The sequence below is a fragment of the bacterium genome, assembly GCA_021372615.1.
GTDB lineage: Bacteria > Armatimonadota > Zipacnadia > Zipacnadales > UBA11051 > JAJFUB01.
Genome location: JAJFUB010000095.1, coordinates 22,647 through 42,918, shown reverse-complemented (window position 1 = coordinate 42,918; position 20,272 = coordinate 22,647). Strand labels below are relative to the sequence as shown.

Annotated in this window: 13 protein-coding genes; 12 read left to right on the top strand and 1 reads right to left on the bottom strand. The window is 63.7% G+C overall.

The features are described from left to right. The first annotated feature begins 156 nt into the window (after positions 1 to 156). From LLH23_15085 to LLH23_15030, 12 genes are all read left to right on the top strand, one after another. Complete coding sequence (locus tag LLH23_15085) at positions 157 to 2,808, top strand: DEAD/DEAH box helicase family protein (GenBank protein ID MCE5239790.1); 2,652 nt, start codon at positions 157 to 159, stop codon at positions 2,806 to 2,808. Continuing rightward, positions 2,805 to 4,844, top strand: a complete 2,040-nt coding sequence (locus LLH23_15080) for a site-specific DNA-methyltransferase (GenBank protein MCE5239789.1) — start codon at positions 2,805 to 2,807, stop codon at positions 4,842 to 4,844. Before LLH23_15085 ends, LLH23_15080 begins: the two co-directional genes overlap by 4 nt. Before the next feature lie 203 nt (positions 4,845 to 5,047). Beyond that, positions 5,048 to 5,395, top strand: coding sequence for a hypothetical protein (locus LLH23_15075; GenBank protein ID MCE5239788.1), 348 nt, complete (start codon positions 5,048 to 5,050; stop codon positions 5,393 to 5,395). 173 nt (positions 5,396 to 5,568) lie between these two features. Then, positions 5,569 to 5,847 carry a hypothetical protein gene (locus LLH23_15070; GenBank protein ID MCE5239787.1) on the top strand — a complete coding sequence of 93 codons (279 nt, stop codon included), beginning with the start codon at positions 5,569 to 5,571 and terminating at the stop codon, positions 5,845 to 5,847. Positions 5,848 to 5,947: 100 nt separating this feature from the next. Continuing rightward, positions 5,948 to 8,863 (top strand): hypothetical protein, encoded by a 2,916-nt coding sequence (locus tag LLH23_15065; GenBank protein ID MCE5239786.1) that lies wholly within the window; start codon positions 5,948 to 5,950, stop codon positions 8,861 to 8,863. Beyond that, positions 8,860 to 10,980: a hypothetical protein gene (locus LLH23_15060; protein ID MCE5239785.1), complete on the top strand. Its 2,121-nt coding sequence runs from the start codon at positions 8,860 to 8,862 to the stop codon at positions 10,978 to 10,980. The genes LLH23_15065 and LLH23_15060 overlap by 4 nt, the downstream gene beginning before the upstream one ends. Before the next feature lie 704 nt (positions 10,981 to 11,684). Continuing rightward, on the top strand, positions 11,685 to 12,902 hold the full coding sequence (locus tag LLH23_15055) for an FAD-dependent oxidoreductase (protein MCE5239784.1): 1,218 nt from the start codon (positions 11,685 to 11,687) through the stop codon (positions 12,900 to 12,902). A 175-nt stretch (positions 12,903 to 13,077) separates the two neighbouring features. Continuing rightward, positions 13,078 to 14,145 (top strand): Gfo/Idh/MocA family oxidoreductase, encoded by a 1,068-nt coding sequence (locus LLH23_15050; protein MCE5239783.1) that lies wholly within the window; start codon positions 13,078 to 13,080, stop codon positions 14,143 to 14,145. A 24-nt stretch (positions 14,146 to 14,169) separates the two neighbouring features. Further along, on the top strand, positions 14,170 to 14,952 hold the full coding sequence (locus LLH23_15045; protein ID MCE5239782.1) for a type I 3-dehydroquinate dehydratase: 783 nt from the start codon (positions 14,170 to 14,172) through the stop codon (positions 14,950 to 14,952). Positions 14,953 to 15,060: 108 nt separating this feature from the next. Then, positions 15,061 to 17,199, top strand: coding sequence for an alpha-galactosidase (locus tag LLH23_15040; GenBank protein MCE5239781.1), 2,139 nt, complete (start codon positions 15,061 to 15,063; stop codon positions 17,197 to 17,199). Between the two features lie 178 nt (positions 17,200 to 17,377). Continuing rightward, positions 17,378 to 18,469 (top strand): glycerol dehydrogenase, encoded by a 1,092-nt coding sequence (locus LLH23_15035; protein ID MCE5239780.1) that lies wholly within the window; start codon positions 17,378 to 17,380, stop codon positions 18,467 to 18,469. Between the two features lie 317 nt (positions 18,470 to 18,786). Beyond that, on the top strand, positions 18,787 to 19,602 hold the full coding sequence (locus tag LLH23_15030) for a hypothetical protein (GenBank protein ID MCE5239779.1): 816 nt from the start codon (positions 18,787 to 18,789) through the stop codon (positions 19,600 to 19,602). Here LLH23_15030 and LLH23_15025 read toward each other — a convergent pair. Then, positions 19,599 to 20,231, bottom strand: coding sequence for a DUF1559 domain-containing protein (locus LLH23_15025; GenBank protein ID MCE5239778.1), 633 nt, complete (start codon positions 20,229 to 20,231; stop codon positions 19,599 to 19,601). The two genes, LLH23_15030 and LLH23_15025, sit on opposite strands and share 4 nt — an antisense overlap. Positions 20,232 to 20,272: the final 41 nt, after the last annotated feature.

Genomic DNA, 20,272 nt, shown 5'->3' with positions numbered 1-20,272 from the left:
TGATACGCCAGGGCGCACCACAGCGCGCCCTGCGCCCAAAGGAATGCAGTCCTGTGCGGCGAGGGGAGGGAACGCCGCTGCACGAGGCGAATGGAGCGGGTACTGGTGGGGCGGGGGGGTCTACGCGACCGGGAAGCTCAAGGACACGACTTCGCAATGCCTGACCTGAAGCACCTGTACGAGCTACTAGCCGACCGGGTTGCGGCCTGGCGCGAGCAGGGCTACCCCTGCGACGCGCATCCGGCCATAGCTGACATCCTCGGCTTTCAGCGGACGGACGAGGGCGCGGGCCTACGCTTCCTGCGCAAGCCGCAACTGCAGTCGCTGGAGACCTACTGGTATCTGCGCCTGGTCAAGGGTACCCCGCACACCGTCAAGCTGTACTCTGACCTGTACGCCGACGCCGCTGAACTGCTCGCGGCCCTCGGGGCCGACCATCCTGATCTCCTCAAGTATGCCCTCGGGCACGGCGGGCTTGACGGACTCTGGGAGAAGATCAGTACCGACGACGAGTTCGCCCGCAAGTACCGGCTTGAGGCCCTCCGCGAGACCCTCGCCCTGGACTACCCCAGCTACATCCTCGCGCTGGCGATGGGAGCCGGCAAGACCATCCTGATCGGCGCCATCATCGCAACCGAGTTTGGCATGGCGCTGGAGTACCCGGACGGAGACTTCGTGCAGAACGCCCTCGTGTTCGCGCCGGGGAAGACGATCATCGAGGCGTTGCGGCCGCTGGCCGACATCCCCTACGACTGCGTCCTGCCCGGCTACCTGTACCAGCGTTTCTCCCCGAATGTGAAGCTCACGTTCACGCAGGACGGGGACCCCGACATTCCGGTCCAGGAAGGCTCGACGCTCAACATAGTCGTGACCAACACGGAGAAGATACGCATCCAGAAGGAGACCGTGCGCAAGGCCGATCTCGGGATCATCCGCCTCGTCTCGCCCGAACAGGAGGAAGCGGCCAAGGCCGAGGTTGCCAACCGCCGCCTGCGCAAGATCGCCTCGCTTCCCCACCTGGCAATCTTCAGCGACGAGGCACACCACACCTATGGGCAGCCCCTCGCAACTGGCCTCAAGCGGGTCCGCCAGACCGTTGACTACCTGGCCGCGAACACGAACCTCATCTGCGCCGTGAACACAACCGGGACGCCGTATTTTCAGCGCCAGATGCTCAAGGATGTCATTGTTTGGTATGGCCTCTCGCAGGGCATCCGCGACGGTTACCTCAAGGAACTGTCCGACAGCATCTTCTCCTATGACTTTGACAACGCCCATACGCAGGACTTCATCGGCGAGGTGATCCGCGACTTCTTCACTGAGTATCGCGATCACTGCCTGCCGAACGGCGCGCCGGCACGGTTGGCGATCTACTTCCCGCAGACCGACGACATCGAGGAACTGCGCCCGGCAGTGGACGCGGCCCTTCTGCAGGCCGGGCAACCGACGACGCTCTGCCTGAAGAGGACCAACGAGTCCACTCCCGATGAGAAGGATGCATTCGAGCGACTGAGCAGAGACCCCGGCGCACCGCACCGCGTGATGCTGCTGGTCAATATCGGAACAGAGGGCTGGGATTGCCCCAGCCTCTTCGCCTGCGCCCTGGCCCGCAGGCTAACCAGCACCAACTTCGTCCTGCAGGCAGCGACTCGCTGTCTGCGGCAGGTGCCTGGTAACACCCGCAAGGCCCGCGTCTACCTGTCATCTGACAACGTGGACATCCTTGACCGCCAACTCCAGGAGAACTACGGCGAGCGGCTCAACGACCTGCTTAACCGCTCTCAACAGGCTACCGGCACCGCGAGGCTCGTGGTCCGCAAGACCAGCATCGCGCCTCTGAGGGTGCGCCAGATCGTGCGAACTGTGGTGCCGAAGCCGCTTGCGGCGGACACACACATCAGCTTCACGCCACCGACCGTGACCGAGCAAAGCCTGGAACGGGCCGCCTTCACGCTGGACGAACACGCGCGCAATCACGTCATGCAACAGGTTGGAGACAGCGTGAGGATTGAGACGCCGGTGGAGGTGACAAGCCTCTACGCCAGCGCCGTCGACCTGGCGGGTCTCTATCGCCGGGAACTCTGGCCGCTGTATGACGCGCTTCGCGCCGCCTATCCCGGCCAGGATGGCCTGCCTACGAGCCACCTCAGCTTCCTTGCGAGGCAGCTTGAGGCACAGACTCGAGCCTACGAAGTGCGGGAGGAGACTGTCGAGAAGGCGTTGGCCTTGGTCAGGTTGGACACCAGGGCCTTTGAGCAGGAAACCGGCGATGACGGGTCCCTGCAGTACACCACCGAAATCACCTATCCTCTGAGCAGCCAGCACCTGCTTGTGAAGTACGAAGACCTGCGAGATCGCGCCGGCGAACTGGCTTTCCACTACACGCCCTACTTCTTCGACTCCGAGCCGGAGGAGAGCTTCCTCGATCAGATGCTGAGCTACCTGGGGCAGCGCCTCGAAGAGGTCGAGGACGTCTACTTCACTGGGGCGCTGACGGACCCCGCCAAGACCGACTTCTATATCACGTACCAAGGGCTTGACGGCCGCACGCACAGCTATACGCCAGACTTCGTGATCCGGCGCAAGGATGGCAGGACGGTCATTGTGGAGATCAAGCGGGAACGTGAGAGGCTGCATCCTGTCGATGGCGAGAAGGGCGTGAAGGCGGAGGCCGCGCGGGAATGGGAAGGGACCAACCCCGGCCGCATAGCCTACGAGATGATCTTCACATCAACCGAGGCAATCACATACAACCAGACCGGCAAGGTCCGCCGACGCTTCGAGGAGACGACGGGGAGTGACACATGAGTGATAACAAGACACTGACCATCGCCGCGCCGAAGGGCCGACCGATGCTGACGTGGGTCGGCAAGCGACCACTTCGCGCCGTGGCTGCCTACCCGGCTCAGCACATCGAGACCTTCGATCCTGCCGGCGACGCGGCGGTGCAAGATGGCGAACCGTGGAAGCAGTGGCCCGCAGGCTGTCCGAAGGGAGGCCTACTATTCCACGGTGACAACAAGGAAGTGCTGGCCCACTTGCTTGCCAACGGCTTTCGCGGCAAGGTCAATCTGATCTACATTGATCCGCCCTTCGATTCGGGGGCAGACTACGTCCGCAAGGTGAGCCTGCGTGGGCCAAAGGGTGCTGCCAAGATGGACGGTGAGAACTACACAATAGGCGAGCAGATCCAGTACACCGACATCTGGGGCAATGACAACTACCTGCAGTTCATGTACGAGCGCCTATCACTCCTCGGGGAACTGCTGACGGAGGACGGCAGCATCGCCCTTCACTGCGACGCCAAGAGAAGCCACCTCCTTCGGATGCTCCTGGAGGAGGTGTTCGGGGCCAGCAACTTCCGCGCGGAGATCATCGTGCGGGCCGGCGTCAAGAACGTTCAGTCGCAGTTCGAGGAGATGTCCAACCTGACCCTTGGAAGCAACACGATCTTCCTCTACTCGAAGGGCACGGGCACAAAGTACCGCAAACTGCAATCCGTCTCCAAGGACCATGAGCCGGGTAAGTGGGATACCTTCTGGCGTGGCACAGACCGGCCTACCATGCGAGGTGAGTTGTTCGGTCAGAAGCCAGCGGACGGCCAGTGGCGCTGGTCCGACAAGCGAGCCAAGAAGGCAATCGGCAACTATGAGGAGTTCCAGGCGCATTCTGAGGGGAGCATCTCGCTCGACGACTACTACCTCCGGGAACTGGCCAACGGCAACGACCTCGACTTCGTCAGGTTGTCCCCCGAGAACGTGGTCCAGTACTACGTCCCGCCCCGAACGTACAAGCTCATAAGCAACGTCTGGCTCGACCTGCCGTATCGCGGCACCGAGACCGACTACCCCACCGAGAAGAGCGAAGCCATCTCGAACCGTCTCGTTCAATGGGTAACGGCCCCCGGCGACATCGTTCTCGACTGCTTCATCGGTTCCGGCACGGCCGCCGCCGTCGCTCAGAGGCTTGGCCGGCGCTGGATCGCCTGTGACATCAACAAGGGCGCGATCCAGACTACGAGCAAGCGCCTGCAAGGCATCATTGAGGCCCAGATCGCCGAATGGCAGGCGGAGATAGCCAACCCTCGCCTCCCTGCCACGGACACGGCACCGCCACCGGCGCAGTTCTCCTTCACCGTCTGGCGCGTGAATGACTACGACCTGCAGGTGCAGCACAATGAGGCCGTCGAGCTTGCTTGCCAGGTCATCGGCGTCCAGCGCAACCGCACCGACACCTTCTTCGACGGAACGCGGGGGCAGGACCTCGTGCGCGTGATACCGTTCAACCATCCTCTCTGCTTGACTGACCTGGAGGAGATCAAGCAGGAGTTGGAGGCGCGCAAGACCACGGAGAACGCGGTCGCGGTCTGCCTGGGCAAAGAGCTAACCACCGACGCCTGGCTGGAGGACCACAACCGCCTGCGCCGGGGGAAGAACGCGGCCAACCGGATCGAGGTCATCGAGCTGCGGACCGACGCCCGCTACGGCGGCTTCCTGCAGCACGAGCCGGCCACGGCCCGCGTGACGATCAAGCGCGAGAGAGAGGAGATCGCCGTCACGATCAAGGACTTCTGCTCGCCGACGATCATCAAGCGGCTCCAGCAGCAGGCGGGGATCGTGCAGGCGCACATTGACGACTGGCGGCAGATGGTTGACTGCGTGATGATTGACCCGGCCTATGACGGCGAGGTCTTCAACATCGCTCTCTCAGATGTGCCGGAGAAGAAGGCCGACTTCGTTGAGGGCGAGTACCGCCTGCCCGCGTCGAAGGGGAGAAAGACGACGGTAGCCGTGAAGATCATGGACATGCTGGGCGAAGAGGTGCTCGTGACGGGGGAGGCGTGACCTGGCGCCGTCCCAACCGAACGGCACACTAGGGTGCCGCTGGTCGCACCATCGAGTGTTCTCGCAGCGGATGCGGAATCCCTGAGACAGTCTCATACGGGCTACCGCATTGGTCATATATGTCCCTATTGACACGAAGAGATGGGTTGATGTAGACTAACATCCGATAAGGTGCGTTTGCGTACCAAAACGCCTGGAAACGGATGGGCCTGATGGGTGTGAGTAGGGATAGCAACCAGCCATTGCGGGATAAACTCTTCGACGCTCCTGACGATACACTTATCAGGTTCGGGCAGTTGGTGCTCTTGATGGGAATGAAGGTGGACGCCGTTCGGCAACGCCAGCGCGCGAAGCTGTTTCGGGCGGTGCGGAGAGACAGTCGTGGCAGACTGTACCATCTGGGTGAGACGCGGGCGAGGCTCAAGATGTTGGCTGCTGCGCCCGGCGACGTCAACGATCAGATACGCTACGTTATCGATCACTATGAAGTGCCTGAACACCTACTGGACCCTGAAACCATCGCGGCCATGCCGATCTTTGACGAGGCCTAGTGTCCGACCTGCTCATAGCATTCATCACAGCACACACCGCATCTCCTTCGCACTCATTGCCGGCGTCGGGCCAACTTCCATCGCTGATGGTAGTCGCCGCCGAAAGGCGCCTGCTTCCCAGTCGCTTCGTACCGTCACAATGAGGTCGCTCACGCGAACGGAGACTGTGATCGATGGCACATCTACGACGGGTCAGACAAGACCAAGCTCTGCGCGAACTGGTGGCTAACCGCGAAGAGAAGCGCTTCCTCTCCTATCTCTCCGAGGGGGCTTCTCCGGTCTTGGCGAGTACTCGCAATACACCCATCGACTACATCAAGGACGCCGCCCCCCAGGAGTTCCTGCCGCCTGCCATCGCTTATGTGGCATTCACCACTGTTGAACCCGCCGCTCAACGGAGCGCAGCATTCGAGGGCCGGACAAGAGACGAAGGCCCCCTGTCGCCCATGTAGGCCGTGCCCCGCTGTGCACCCCGAACAGCATTAGTATTCGGGGTGTTACCCCTTGTGGGGGGCCATGACTCCACCCCGCGCGGTTCATTAGGCGGCAACCATGATTCTGGCTGCAGAGAGCCTGTTCATCGACTTGGTTGGCCAAGCGGCCGACGCCCTCTTGGACGACACCTCTCTCGACGACGACACAGCATTTCGGACAGAGTGCCTCACCGGCTGGGATCAGGCGTATTTCTGGCTGTGCACCCAAGGACGCCCCCACTCACGTCTCAATACTCGCCATGTTCAGACTACGCAGCACCGTCTCGGGTTTCCCTGCTGGTTCCTTGCGAGCGACGCTGAGACAGGAGAGGACCAGTTTCGGCGAATGGCATCGTGGTCGCATTTCGTGATGTGTGCGATCAAAGTCAACCCCCTTGTAGCTACGTTGGGCGGGCTATACGCAGCAGAGGCTGCGATGGAGACAGTCCATCGGGTCGTAGACGAGTCGCAGTCGGGGGACCGCCCGGTATGCGCCCTAACGCAGGGAAGTAACCAGATCATCGCGTTTCTTTCCGACACCGAGCTAATGGCGTCTCTCGAATGCGTGAATGTCATCGCTGCTCAGCCGGTTCCCAAGCGTCTGATCGGCCACATTGCTCGAGCACATGGTGCAGTCAACAAAGACGGTGTCCCCGTCAACACGGGGGATTTGGACGCGTTCTCGCGGTATCGGCTCTGGAGATACCATGACGCGCTCTACCGGTTAGCCACATATGACGGCGCGTCCTCGGACAAGGACAAGCGACCAGATCATCAGGCGGTTCCGGGTGAACAGCCGTCGCAGAATGAGCCCGACGAGCAGTGTGCGCCGACGACCGAAGCACCGCTATCACACCAAGCGGTGTCTGACCATGAGAGCTTTCTCATGCGCCAGCCGCTGATTTCCCGGACCAACTCCACTGTGTGCTGGCGCGCCGACCGGCCGACTGTCCTGAATGTTTCGGGTACAGCACCCAGGCCGTTCATGGTTACGATAGGAGCCGGAGTCCAAGGGCCAGATGAGCGGCGCGCTGCCGAGCTGATCGAAGGGGTACTGCGGTCGTCTCCCCAGCTTGGTTACGACGGTGTTCCGCTCGGTACCATACTATCATCGCAGGCTCTCGCGGAAATGCGTGGCGCGACAGCAGATCATGGCGCGGTCCCGAACGGTGCGACTGCGGATCACACACCTCTGGTGCAACTGTCCTACGGGCCCTTCGATGTCCATACCGGTATTCTCTGCTTCTCCAGTTTCCAGCACTGCCGCGAGTTCATTCAACGTATGCTCGCATGGAGACAGAAATCCGGGGTCCGGCTAACGACGGTTTCGATCCCTCTTCGTACTCTCGGAGCCGCGGACACCAGGACCGGCACCAGGCTCCTGCCCCTGGCACCGTTCTGCGCCGAGCAAGTGCTGAGTGTGGTGGACAAAGCCTTTGATAATGTCCAGACTCGCCAAGACAGCGATTCCGTGCCTGTGGCAGCCATTGCAGGAGCCCTGAATGATCTGCGGATAGCTGCACGCGCACTCCTGATGAACCCGGAGATCGCCTCGGACGCGGATGATCTCATCTCGGCATTGTGCGATCTCGATAGCAATGTGAAGTATGAGCTCGACGAGATTCACAGGCCCTGGGCTGCACTTCAGTTGGTGAAGTTCCTCACGCTCGCGATATATGAAAGACAGCAGACTCTCTGGGCCGAAGCTGCGCCGCCTGGTTCGCCGTTTCACTCGGAGGGAGCCGGTCTACAAGCCTTGGCGAAGGCGGTCGAGTGGGTAGTCGGCTACATTGTGAACTATGCCATCGCGCGGGCAGGAACGGAACCGCCAGGGAGCGTCGCCGAGACCTCATGGTATGGCAGGCACAGGGCCGGCCAAATACCGGTGCGCCAAGACGAGATCAAGGCACTGACCGATGATCGTGATCGCACCGGACGTCGTTGGACCGGTTGTCTGTGCCTCACAGTACTCCAGGGGGTCTACATATCCCCAGGCGGGATTGTTCATTTCACGGATGTCTTCGCGCAGAACCTCGCTGTGACGCTGCCGCGGATTTTCCATGAAGCTGGGCACCTGATCTGGGAATTGCTCGTCGCAAGGCCGGGGGGGGAAGACAGACTGCTGAACGTATGCCGCGGTGCTCCTAACAAGTGGATGCGAGGGTTCGGTGCAGCCCACGCGCCAATAGTCCGGGCGCTGGAGGAGACGTTCGCTCATTGGGTCGAGTACGAGCTGTTCGATAGGCAGACTGACTTCTGTGTGCGCTCTCTGTGGCAGAACTGGCTGACGAGTCCACACTTGGCCGTCCATCCAGTTGATGCCATCCAGCGTATTGCGTCAATCTACCTGATCGCCGACCTCACCGATTCAGACAACCCGTGGTTGGAGGAAGCACTGAAGAAGGGCTGGCAGGAGATACTACTGTCCAAGAGCGATGAGCATTCCCTGGTTGAGAAGGCGATCCAGCGGGCCTTTGGGAATGCTCGTGGCAGTGCACCCTTTGGCATCGAGAGTTCCAGCTTTCCAGCACCGTGGTTGGACGAGTTCGCGAGCCACCTTGAGGACTACCATTCCGCTGTCTATCAGACGCTGAGGCATCTGGTACTTCCTTTCCTTCGGTATGCTCTGGTGGAGTACTGGAACATAGGGCTGAATCTCCAGTCACTGATTGACCTGAACGCGGACGACCACCTGCAGTCATTGTGCGAGTGCGACCCGTCTGCCGCCTTCATAGCCGCATTCAGTGACCAGCAGGAAGCATTGAAGGACGGCCGCATCGTCATGGATCGCCTGCGGAAGCCGATCAGGCAAATCCTAGACTTGCACAAGCACGTCACCAAGGAGGGAAGTCAAGTACCAGCGCTGAGCGATCCGCTCGCTCGTATTGATGTGGCGCTGCTTCTATCCCTGTGCCATGTGTGGGAGCTGCATAGTACCTATCCGAGCTTCATATCGAGACCCACGCAGTGCTGCCCGCTGTCGGAGATAGTATGATCGCTCACAGTACGCTGAGGGTAGGCCTTGCGCCTGTAGTCCTTACGCCGTTTGTGGACGATGAGGGGGTGGTCGGCCTGACCTGGACTCTCGCCGCCGCGACGCAGGGACTGGCCAGGCTGCTGATCGCCAATCGCGTCTTTGCACGCGAGCAGGTCTTCTGTTCTCCATCGGGCATTCTGGTGGGGGACTGGTGGCCGGAACCAGAATGCGAACCGCCAAGCAGATACGACGACTTTCTGCTTTCGGAGCTTGTGACGGCACCTAACAGCCCGCTTGCTGCCATACCTATGCCCGACGCTCTGAACGTCTGCGTCGTACCGACAACGCTGTTCCCCGACGACGCTTCCCTCGATTGGTACCAGACTGCCGATGACGATACGCGGATACTGACACTCGTTCGCCTTCGGCTGGACAAGATCATTCTGCCGGACGTGTGGTTCCGCCTCGTTCGCGCAACTGCCCATAGCATACTGCGGGCAGTGGATGGTCCGGGGGAGTGTGACATCGCCGAGTGCATCTGTGCGCCTCCCCGCATAGGAGGGGACAAGGCACTCATTCCGCCCTACCTATTGTGTGGCATATGCCGCAAGAGACTCAGGGGCAACCACGTCGAGACGATCTCGGACCTCGCAGAGTGGGTCGCCACAAATGCCGAGGTAACCCTGGATAAGGTAGGAAAGCAGAGAACTGAGCGAGTTCGGAGCCTGGTCACTGCGGGCAGCCGTTCCCTCCGCCTGAACAACATGGTCCTTCTCGCCCATGCGGAGAGGGCGAAGGTCGGGCCAGACAAGGACGAGTTCCGTACCTTCGCGCACACTGTAGAGGATGACGGAACCAGCGGGCCATTCTTGCGCGATCTAGCCGATCATGACCTCAAACCGATCCAGGCCGTGCGCGGCATTCTCAGGGGGCTGACCGAGAAACTATGCGATAGCTCGATTCAGAAAGCGGTCGTTGCTCTCGACACGCTCACTCCGTTCGCCGACAGTGTGTTGCACATGACGACGAAGCGCGGACGCGATCATGCCTACCACATGGCGGCAGTAGCCCTCTTTCTGCAGTTCCTGATCGACAGCGGGCTGCCGCGTCCTACGCCGCGTCAGACCGTTGCCAATGCTGCTTGTGCATCCAGTGGTCTGTCATATGAAGAGCTGTGCTTGGCAACATGGTTCGCGGCGGTCTTCCACGACATTGGATACCCGTTCTCCCAGTTCATGCAAGTACGGCGATTGACGGACACAGGCGTGGTAGGTGGCTCTGAGCAGGTGCCCTTCAAGGAGATCATGCGCCAAGTCATCGCAGCACTTGGAGCCACAGTCGGAGGGGACGGGTCTGGCGGCGAGGTACACACTCACCTAACGGAAACGCTCGCGAGTCTGCTCAGCAGTGCCGCTTCACCCGATACGGTCAAGAGGGTCCATGACCTCGTCAAGGGCGTTTCATTCGACGAATGGACAATGACGCCAAGTGTGTTCAGAGAGTTGCTTCCGGAGAGTGGGCTGACTGAACCGAAGAGCGTCGCAGTCCTGTTGGATCATGGTATGGTCTCAGCCATCATCTGCGTGGTTAGCTTGGCCAAATCTGGGCTTTCGGCGCTCGCCGAACCTGTCCCGCCCAGCTGGCTCAAACACGCGATCCAGGCTATCGCACTGCACAACCTGGAGCTCAGACACTACCCGAAGGCCGCCGAAAGCATGGCTGGGTGTCCCGTTCTATTCGAGGGTGAGAACGCGAAGCGGTTCTCATTTGCAGACTCGCCGGTGACTTTTCTCTTGCGCCTGGTAGACAAACTGCATTGCTGGGAGCGCCTCGTCAGAGGTAGGGATGCCCTGGTGCAGGAGATGGATCATGTGGAGCTACACAATCTGGTGTGGTTGCTCACGGAGGACCCGCAGTGGACCGCTCCCCCCCTCGTCGAACTGACTTACGTCAGTGCGGAGGCATTGGACGCAACCGACTGGCAGCATAGCTTGGTGCAGAAGGAGACACTGAAGTACTTCAGGGAACTTCCGCTCAGCCCTGCGATGTGGTCAGTGAAGGAGACTCCGGAAACGGAGTACATGTCCTTCTCGCTCACGCTGCCGGCCATAGACCCCGGCAAGCAGCAGATATGACCGGAGGCAATGCTGCCGCGATGAGTGCCTTCGCCATCCCTTCTGTGTACCGCCTGAGAGCAGAGCGTCCACTCCGCGCGGGAAACTGCTAGACCGCGTCCGCCATCTCCCGGCACTCCTCGCTTCTGAGCCAGTTGCCGATATTGTGCAGGGCGGGGAGCCAACGTGGACAGCCGGGCATTCAGGCGACCCTCTCGCCCATCTCCCGGCATTCCTCGCTGCGGAAGTAGTTCAGAAAGTCGCCGCGTAAGCCCCGCCATACGTTACACACAGGCCCTTCTGCTAGCCAGCAGAAGGGCTTTTTGTTTGTGGCGGCCAGGTTCCCACAAAGTGCCAGGATACAGACCAGGTTGGGGAGCCAGCACCACCAGACATCCGGAGAGGTGCTAACAAGTCCTGGGTATCGCCGCTGGTGGACGGTCAGCCGGGACCGCAGGGCCGGGAGTTCCACCCGCAAGGGAAGCCGGCCGCGGAAGGGAAGCGGGACCAGAGCAAAGAAGACACGGGGCGATGTCTTCACAGCGGGAAGCACCATCCAGGCGGTCCGGGGAGCAGACTGGGTAGCGCCGTTTGAGCAGGCACCAAGCATCGTCTTGCCAAGGCCGGGAACCCAACAGCCCCAGGCGCTACGAGTGCTCGAGAGGGACAGGCCCCACCACTGCAGGATCCCCGGTTCCGAGGCCGTGAAGAGAAGGAGTGGTCCCATGGAAGCATTCACAGAGCAGGCGAGAACGATTCCCGTCCGAGCGGAGGTGGATGTGGTTGTCGCCGGGGGAGGGCCGTCAGGTGTCAACGCCGCCATCGCCGCTGCCCGCAGTGGCGCGAGCGCTCTGCTCGTTGAGCGGTATGGCTACCTTGGCGGCATGATCACGGGGTCGAACGTCACATGGTACCTGGGCATGGGCAACGGCAAGTCACAGACAATCCGGGGCCTGTCCGAGGCGTTCATCGCTCGCCTCGACGAGGTGGGGGGTCTCACCAGCGAGAGGAACTCGTCCGGGGACTGCAACTCGGACGCCGAATTCGTGAAGTGGCTGTCGGTGGAGATGGTGCAGGAGGCGGGAGCAGACATCCTGCTCCACTCGTGGGTCTCATCGGCTGTTGTCGTTGACGGCGTGTGCAGAGGCCTCATCGTCGAGAGCAAGTCGGGCCGTGAGGCCATCCTCGCCAAGGTCGTGGTTGATGCAACCGCGGATGGCGACGTGTGCGCCTCGGCCGGAGTGGAGATGGCGACGGACAACCACGACATCACACTCATCTGCGAGGTCCAGGGCGTTGACCGAGAGACAGTTGAGGCGTTCAGGAGGGACGAGCCTGATGCCCACGCGGGCCTCATGACCAGGCTGGCGGAGCAGGGAGGAGTGGTCCCGGCACATGGCGGGGCCAAGTTCACGGGCTTCTCGGCGGTCAACGTCGGTGACCTGACACACATCGAGAACGAGGCCCGCAAGCGAGCCATGCGGGGGCTGGTCTTCCTGCGGACCCACATGCCCGGCTACGAGAGGGCGCGGATCGCGCTGACCTGCCCCCAACTCGGTGTGCGGGAGAGTCGGAAGATCCAGGGCGAGTACACGATCACGGAGGGCGATATCCTGGGCAGCCGGAAGTTCGGCGACACCATCGGTCGCTGTGGCGCACAGATGACCGGGTACAAGCTCTACGATGTGAGCGGGCTGGACTACGACCTCCCGTATCGCTGCCTGGTCCCGCAACGCATCGACGGCCTCCTGGCCACTGGCAGGTGCATATCGGCCACGCACGAGGCGATCAACACGTTGCGGCTGATTGGTCCGTGTATGCTGACCGGAGAGGCGGCGGGAACGGCCGCTGCCCTGGCCGCGGAACGTGACGTAGCGCCCCGCGACATTGATGTTGCGGAGATTCAGTCGCGGCTCAAGCAGCACGGGAGCAATCTCGGCTGAAGCCAGGCCACCATCGGAGCGCCCGCCACACGTCTCAGCCGGCGTCCACACGGGCAGGCCCTGGGGCTTCACAGGCGTCCATCGCCGTCTCGACCATAGCACAGGCGGTGGCCGCGGTGTGGGAGTGCGGCGACGTGCTCGGCCAGGAAGCTCTTCAAGCACAGGAGACTTCGACATGTCAGCGATTAGGCTGGGAGCCTGGGGGCTCGGGCGCATCGGGTCCGTTCACGTGACGCACTTCGCCGCTCAGACCGGCATGTACGAGGTCGTGGCGGGCTGCGATGTCGAGCAGCCGAAGGTAGACAAACTCGTCGCGGACTACGGTTGCGCCGGATACACCAATGCCGAGGACCTGTTGGCGGATCCCAAGGTGGAGTTGGTGATCATCGCCACGCGTTCCCTGACGCATGTGGCTGACGCCTTGCAGGCGCTTGCCGCCGGCAAGTTCGTGTTGCTCGAAAAGCCCATCGCCATGTCTCATGACGAGGTCGAGCAGTTGCGCCAGGCCGACCGGGACTACCCCGGGAAGCTCTTCTTCCTGCACAATCACCGCTTCGAGCCGGCCATGCAGCAGATCTTCGGGATCGTCAGGAGCGGCCTCCTCGGCGACATCATACAGGTCAAGTTGTGCCGTCACCACGCCTTCTCTCGCCGGGCCGACTGGCAGGCCTACCTCCGGTACGGTGGCGGCCAGCTGAACAACTGGGGCTCCCACATCATTGACCATGCCATGCAGTTCATCGGCGGCCCGGTGACGGACATCTGGGGCAACCTGAAGGGCGTCAACACCATCGCCGATGCGGAGACCCACGTGAAGGTCGTCCTGACTGGCGAGAACGGGATCGTCGTCGATCTGGAGATCAGCAACAACGTGGCCTTGCCCGGAGCCCTTTGCACCGTGTACGGGAGCCGAGGGAGCCTCATCTGCGCCGACGAGAAGCACATCCGCCTGCGCTACCTCGACCCAGGCTTCGAGTTCTGCGAGGCGACCGCCAGCACAGGCTCGCCGCCTCTGAACGGCGGCCACTGGAGCGACACGGACCTGCCGTGGCGCGACGAGACGCAGACGGTCGAGCCCGACACGAACATGTGGGTCTACGTGGAGATCGAGACTGCCCGGCATCTCTACCGCACGCTGCGCGAAGGCGTTCCGTTCCCGATCGCGAACGCCGACGCCCTGGAGGTCAGCCGGATCATCCAGGTGGTCAAATGCCAGAATCCCGAGTTCAAGTGGGATTTCTGACCTCAACACTCAGGGAGTGGATCCATGCGACCATCGTTCCTCAGGCTCCAGTCGCCCTATCTCGCCGCCATCATCGAGGGAGCTACACCGGAAGCGACCATCGCCAGCATTCTGAAGTGCGAACACGACGGCGCTGAAGCGTTCGCGGTGAGTCTGGCAGCCTGGGGGCGCGACAGGCTCACGCTTGAGGAACTCTCGCGGGTGTTCCACTGCTCGGGACGGCCGATGATGCCGCTGTGCTACCGCTCGGGCAATCTCGCCGCCGACAAGGTGGACGACGAAGGGCGTGCTGAGCTGCTGCTGCTGGCCGTCGAGGCGGGTGCTGCTGCCTGCGACATCATGGGCGACATGTACGACCCCGCGCCCCGTGAGCGCACCCGCGACAAGCAGGCGATCGAGAGGCAGCAACGCCTGATCGACCGCGTGCACGCGCAGGGGGCCGAGGTGCTCATGTCTTCGCACGCCCCGAGCGAGTTCCTGACCGGCGAGGAGGTCCTCGAGCACTTGAGCGACTTCGTCTCGCGTGGCGCCGATATCCCCAAGATTGTTGTGCGCGCGGATAGCGATGACGAAGTGATCGAGGCGTTCCGGACGACAGTCTTGCTCAGGCGGGAGCTCAAGGTGCCTTTCGTCCATCTGTGCAGCGGCAGGTACGGCCGCTTGCAGCGCTACGTGGCGCCGTCTCTCGGCGCGGCGCTGACCTTCGGGATGGAGACCTCCGTGCAGGGACCGCAGCCACTCGTCAGTTCAGCCCGGAGCCTGCTGAATGAGCTGAACTGGCATGTGCACCGTCCGGAAGGCGAATGAGAGCGACATGCAGACGCCAGTTGGGGAGTGCGGTGGGGGGCGGGGGGAGAAGCCACCGTCCTGTCACGTGCTGACCAATCGAGAGTGCAGTGGCACCAGGAGGAGCCGATGACCACCGAAGGGCGAGCGGACGCAGACTGGACCGACGTGTGGGTGAGCGGGGGCGACCAACCTATCATCAGCTATCGCAGCGGCATGAATGTCTATGAGGAGTCGCTTCTGAGCGGCAGCTTCGTGGGCCGAGGCTGGAACGCCGCGGGCTATGTGCCCTACTACGACGGCCGCGTCAATCCCGCCGGCCACCCGACCCCGCAGGCCTTCTGGCTGGAGGTGGATGGCCAGGCCCTGACCCACGACTGGCAGTGGGGCGGCGTCGAGACTACCCGTGACGACACGGGCAGCCACACCGTCGTGACGCTGCGGCACGGCGTCCGGCCCGTCACGGTGGCGGTCCATACACGGCTCGACGGCACCGCCATCTTCACCCGCTGGCTGGAGATCACCAACACCGGCGCGGCCCCGGCGGCGCTGTCGGCGGTGGCCTCGTGGAGCGGCGTCCTGCAGCAGACCGGCCGCTGGCGCTCCCACCTGGGGGACAGCGGGCAGGCCCTGTGCTCGCTGGGCTACTTCGGCAACACCCACTGGGGCAATGAGGGTGACTTCGGCTGGCATGACCTGCCCCTGGCCGCCTACCGCGTGGACGGCCGCTACCGGCGCGACCGCCATCGCCACCCCTTCTTCGTCCTGCGCAACAACGCCACGGGCGAGCATTTCGTCGCCCAGCTCGCCTGGTCGGGCGGCTACAGCTTCGAGTTCGACCTCGACGCCGACGCCGGCACGACGGACCAGACGGCGCGCCTGGCCTTCCGCCTCGGGCCCGACGCCCCCGCGCCACAGCGCGTGATCGCCCCCGGCGAGACAGTCCAGACCCCGGAGGTCCACATGGGCCCCGTGTTCGGCGATCTGGATGCCGCGCTCCAGGCCATGCACGACCACCTGCGCCAGAGCGTTTTCATGCCCCAGCCGCGCGGGCGCGGCGGCTGGGTCGAGTCGGGCATCGGCCCCGAGATCGAGATCACGCACGACGAGGTCATCCACGCCATCGAGGTTGCCGCCGACTTCGGTGCGGAAGTGTTCTTCGTGGACGCCAGTTGGTACGCTCCGCCCGGCGCCAACTGGTGGAGCACGGTGGGCGACTGGGAAGTCAACCGCGACCGCTTCCCCGAGGGCCTGAAGCCCTTCCGCGACCTCGTCCACAACAAGGGGATGCTGTGGGGGCTGTGGATGGACGCCGAGCGCATCGGCGAGGAGAGCCAGACCGCCCGGGAGCACCCCGAGTGGTTCGCGGTGGCCTATGACGGGCAGTCGCGGATCGGCGGGCTGATTGACCTGACCAACCCCGAGGCGGCGCAGTGGATGGAGGCGCAGATCGCGCGGGTGATCGAGGACAACGCACTCGACTTCTTCCGCCTGGACTACAACACGAACCCGGGCCCGGGGCTGCGCACCGTGCGCGACGGGTATGTCGAGAACGGCTACTGGCGCTACTACGAGGCGCTCTACGGCATCTACGACCGCCTGCGGGCGCGCTTCCCGAACGTCATCTTCGAGAACTGCGCGGGCGGCGGTGGGCGGACGGACATCGGCATGGTGCGCCGCTTCAGCCACACCTGGGTCACGGACTGGCAGATCGCCCCGCGCTCCTTCACAATCACCAACGGGATGACGATGGCACTGCCGCCCGAGTACGTGGACCGGCTCATCGGCGGGCAGAGCGCGTACACCAAGGCGGACTTCGACTTCCAGTCGCGTCTGCTGCTGTTCGTCCGCCCCACCATCGGCTTCCCCAAGCCCCGGGAAGCGCAATGGAACCCGCACCTGCTGGCGGGTCTGCGGCACCTGGTCGAGCTATATAAGGACTTCGTCCGCCCGATCATGGACACCGGGCGCATTTACCATCACACCCCGGAACTGCCCGGCCCGGACCCGCAGGGGTGGGGCGTGCTCGAACTGGCCTCGCGGGACCGGACCCGCGGTCTCTGCGGCCTGTTCCAACTGTCGGCGCCGACGGAGCCGGAGTACCTGCTGCGACTACGCGGCCTGGATGTCGGACGCCGCTACCGGGTCACCTTCGACAACACGGGCCAGTCCTGCGAGATCGAGGGGGCGGTGCTGATGAATCAGGGCCTGACGATCCGCCTGCCCGGCGCGCTGACCTCCGAACTGCTGCTCTTCGAGGCGCTGTAGGCGGAGCTGAAGAGCCCGGACCGAAGGGGAAGCCGCTACCGCCGTGCCTGGCGGAGGACGTGCGAGCAGGTGGCCGGAGCGGCTGCGCAGAATGATACGTTATGGCCAGGCAATTGCCAGGACAGCGGTGCCGCGCACCCCGTCTGGCCCGTGGAACCCCGATCGGCAGGTGATGTCCGTGTTCCGCACGACCATATTCCCCGGACGCTATGTGCAGGGCGTGGGCGCCATGGCGCGCCTGGGCCAGGAACTGAAGCGGTTCGGCCCGAAGGCCCTCGCCATCTGCAGCCCCTTCGTCTGCGACAACGTCCTCCCCGCCTTCCGCACCGCCATTGAGCAGGACGTCGAGCTGCGCGTCGAGCGCTTCGGCGGCGAATGCTGTGATGACGAGATCGAGCGCGTGGTGCAGGCCGCCCGCGAGTTCGGCGCGAGCAGCATCGCCGGCATCGGCGGCGGCAAGTCACTCGACACCGCCAAGGCCGCGGGGTTCGCGGCGGGTGTGCCCGCCGCGTCGGTGCCGACCGCCGCTTCCACCGATGCGCCGACGAGCGCGCTCAGCGTGGTCTACACCCCCGACGGCCAGTTCCAGCGTTACCTGTTCCTGCCGACCAACCCGGCCCTGGTGCTGGTGGATACGCAGGTCGTCGCCACGGCCCCGATACGCTTCCTGGTCTCAGGGATGGGCGACGCGCTCGCCACGTGGTTTGAGGCCTACTCCTGCCGCCAGGCCTTCTCCGCCAACATGAGTGGCGACCTGGGCTCATACGCGGCGTATGAGCTGGCGCGGCTGTGCTACGAGACGCTGCTGGAGTACGGCGCCATGGCCAAGCGCGCCGCCGAGAGTGGGGCAATCACGCCGGCCGTGGAGCGGATCGTCGAGGCGAATACGCTGCTCTCGGGGCTGGGCTTCGAGAGCGGCGGCCTGGCCGCCGCCCATGCCATCCACAACGGCCTCACGGTCCTGCCGGCCACCCACGGGGCCATGCACGGGGAGAAGGTGGCCATCGGCACGCAAGCGGGGCTGTTCCTGACCGATCAGCCACGGGAGATGGTGGACGAGGTCTACGACTTCTGCGAGGAGATCGGCCTCCCCCTCACGCTCGAGCAGATTGGCCTGCCGCCGGACGCGCCTGACGAGGACCTGCTGAAGGTCGCGGAGGCGGCGTGCGCCGAGGGGGATACCATGCACAACGAGCCGCGGCCCGTCGCGCCGGCCGATGTCGTGGCGGCGCTGAAGGCGGCGGACGCGGAGGGGCGGGCGCGGCAGTGAGATAGCAGCGCCGGTCTCCGTCCGGCCACGCCGGCGATCACCGTTTGCCCGGGGGCGAGGGTAGAGACAGGGTTGCTCCGGAAGTGCAGCAAGGACTTCGGGAGGGAACCATGTCAGGGGGACTGACCGGCAACAGACGTTGCCCGTTCTGTGGCGCCGAGGTGCTCGCCCACGACGCTCAGTGTCTGTCGTGCGGAGGCGGTCTGCTCGCCCCAAGGGGCAGACACGGCCCAGGAGCGACCAGCGCCCCGCCCTCTGCCCTCTCTCATCTGCTCGGCTCCCTCTGGGGAAGCTACCTACGCCGAGGACCCGGGGGGATGTGCGATCTGTGTGGCGCCAGTGTAGATGCAGGCCTCGAGTCCTACCCCGATGATATGGTCGTAGCCACGTTCGGCGAGGGCTTCTGTCCCACGCCACCCCGAGGGATCCCGACCCGCTGGCTGCTCATGACGGTCGCAGGAGACTGGACCGATGCCCTGGGCTCGGCTGAGACCGACCAGATGGCGCCCTGGCAGGCGAAGATGTCGGTGACACCCCGGACGCCCTGGAACATGTGCCCCTCATGCCGCGGCGAGTTCAGGGTGTTCCGGGGGGAGGAGCACTGGGGAGCGGAGCTGTGGCGGGCCCTCGGGAGGGCCGCACTGGTCATGCTGGCGCTCTCCATGGTGGCGTCGGCTTCGCTGGTCTTGCACGTCGGACTGCTCGCGACCGTGCTGCGTGTGGGCCTGGCGGCAGGTGTCATCCCCTTCCTCTGGTGGGTGGCCGACCAACTGCGGAAGGCGATCCGGAGGCTGCGACAGACGCGGCCCACGAGTCCCACGGGCGAGGCATCCAAGCGCCTCATGCTGGACCTGCTGAAGCGCGCCAGCCGGAACGCCGCCCTGCTGGCCCTGGGGATCGTGGCGCTGGGGTGGCTCACCGCGGCGGTGGGCCTCGCGAGAGGGGATCAGCCTCAATGGGGACCCGCCATCATCCGGGGCGTGAGCCTGGCGGTGGGCGTGGCGGCCTGCGCCTGGTGGATCCTGGAGCAGGTGACAGAGGCTGACCGCGACAGGCGATCCGAGCGGGACCGGGCCGACCTGCCGCAGACCAGGGGACCGCGTCCGGGCGGCGGGGCGCCGAGGCACTCCTAACCGAAATGCCCCCACATGTCGCTGGTCGCGGTGGGCGTCTGCCTGATCTGCTGGGTCTTGAGCCACTTCACGTGGCCGTCCACGAACCCGCAGTTCGTGCCCTCGTTGTGGATCATCCCCACCGAGTAGGTGCCGCTGAAGCGGCCGGGTACTTCGATCGGGCAGTAGATGCTCGGGCAGACCTGGGTGCCGGTCGTCGCCGAGTCGGCCAGCATGATGACCTCGGCGGGGCGGGCGTAGTGGTCTAGCGACTCGGTGTTGGAGCCGCCGCCATCCACCGTCACGTGCGGGTCGTTGACGCCGTAGTTGGTCTGCAGTATGCCCACGCCCGTCTTGAGGTTCTGGTTCGACGGGCACCGCAGCACCTGGCTGTTCTTCATGTACGGGACCAGGAGGTCCGGCCAGCAGTAGTACGGGCCGGGGTGGATCCACTGCGACGAGAACCTGCCATCGAAGTCCTGGCAGTACATCAGGATGCTCAGGGCGATCTGCTTCTCGTTGGACTGGCAACTGGCTTGCCGCGCCTTCTCGCGGGCCTTGGCGAACACGGGGAAGAGGATCGCGGCCAGTATGGCAATGATCGCGATGACTACCAATAGCTCGATGAGCGTGAAACCTCTGCTGCGCATTGCTGCACCTTCGTTCTTGGTCGGTTCTGGCCTCAGACGGC

Excerpts from the sequence above, each read along its gene's own strand:
- LLH23_15050 (MCE5239783.1), top strand. The coding sequence starts at position 13,078 with ATGTCAGCGATTAGGCTGGGAGCCTGGGGGCTCGGGCGCATCGGGTCC.
- LLH23_15025 (MCE5239778.1), bottom strand. The coding sequence starts at position 20,231 with ATGCGCAGCAGAGGTTTCACGCTCATCGAGCTATTGGTAGTCATCGCG.
- LLH23_15040 (MCE5239781.1), top strand. The coding sequence starts at position 15,061 with ATGACCACCGAAGGGCGAGCGGACGCAGACTGGACCGACGTGTGGGTG.
- LLH23_15065 (MCE5239786.1), top strand. The coding sequence starts at position 5,948 with ATGATTCTGGCTGCAGAGAGCCTGTTCATCGACTTGGTTGGCCAAGCG.
- LLH23_15080 (MCE5239789.1), top strand. The coding sequence starts at position 2,805 with ATGAGTGATAACAAGACACTGACCATCGCCGCGCCGAAGGGCCGACCG.
- LLH23_15075 (MCE5239788.1), top strand. The coding sequence starts at position 5,048 with ATGGGCCTGATGGGTGTGAGTAGGGATAGCAACCAGCCATTGCGGGAT.
- LLH23_15070 (MCE5239787.1), top strand. The coding sequence starts at position 5,569 with ATGGCACATCTACGACGGGTCAGACAAGACCAAGCTCTGCGCGAACTG.
- LLH23_15060 (MCE5239785.1), top strand. The coding sequence starts at position 8,860 with ATGATCGCTCACAGTACGCTGAGGGTAGGCCTTGCGCCTGTAGTCCTT.
- LLH23_15055 (MCE5239784.1), top strand. The coding sequence starts at position 11,685 with ATGGAAGCATTCACAGAGCAGGCGAGAACGATTCCCGTCCGAGCGGAG.
- LLH23_15045 (MCE5239782.1), top strand. The coding sequence starts at position 14,170 with ATGCGACCATCGTTCCTCAGGCTCCAGTCGCCCTATCTCGCCGCCATC.
- LLH23_15030 (MCE5239779.1), top strand. The coding sequence starts at position 18,787 with ATGTGCGATCTGTGTGGCGCCAGTGTAGATGCAGGCCTCGAGTCCTAC.
- LLH23_15085 (MCE5239790.1), top strand. The coding sequence starts at position 157 with ATGCCTGACCTGAAGCACCTGTACGAGCTACTAGCCGACCGGGTTGCG.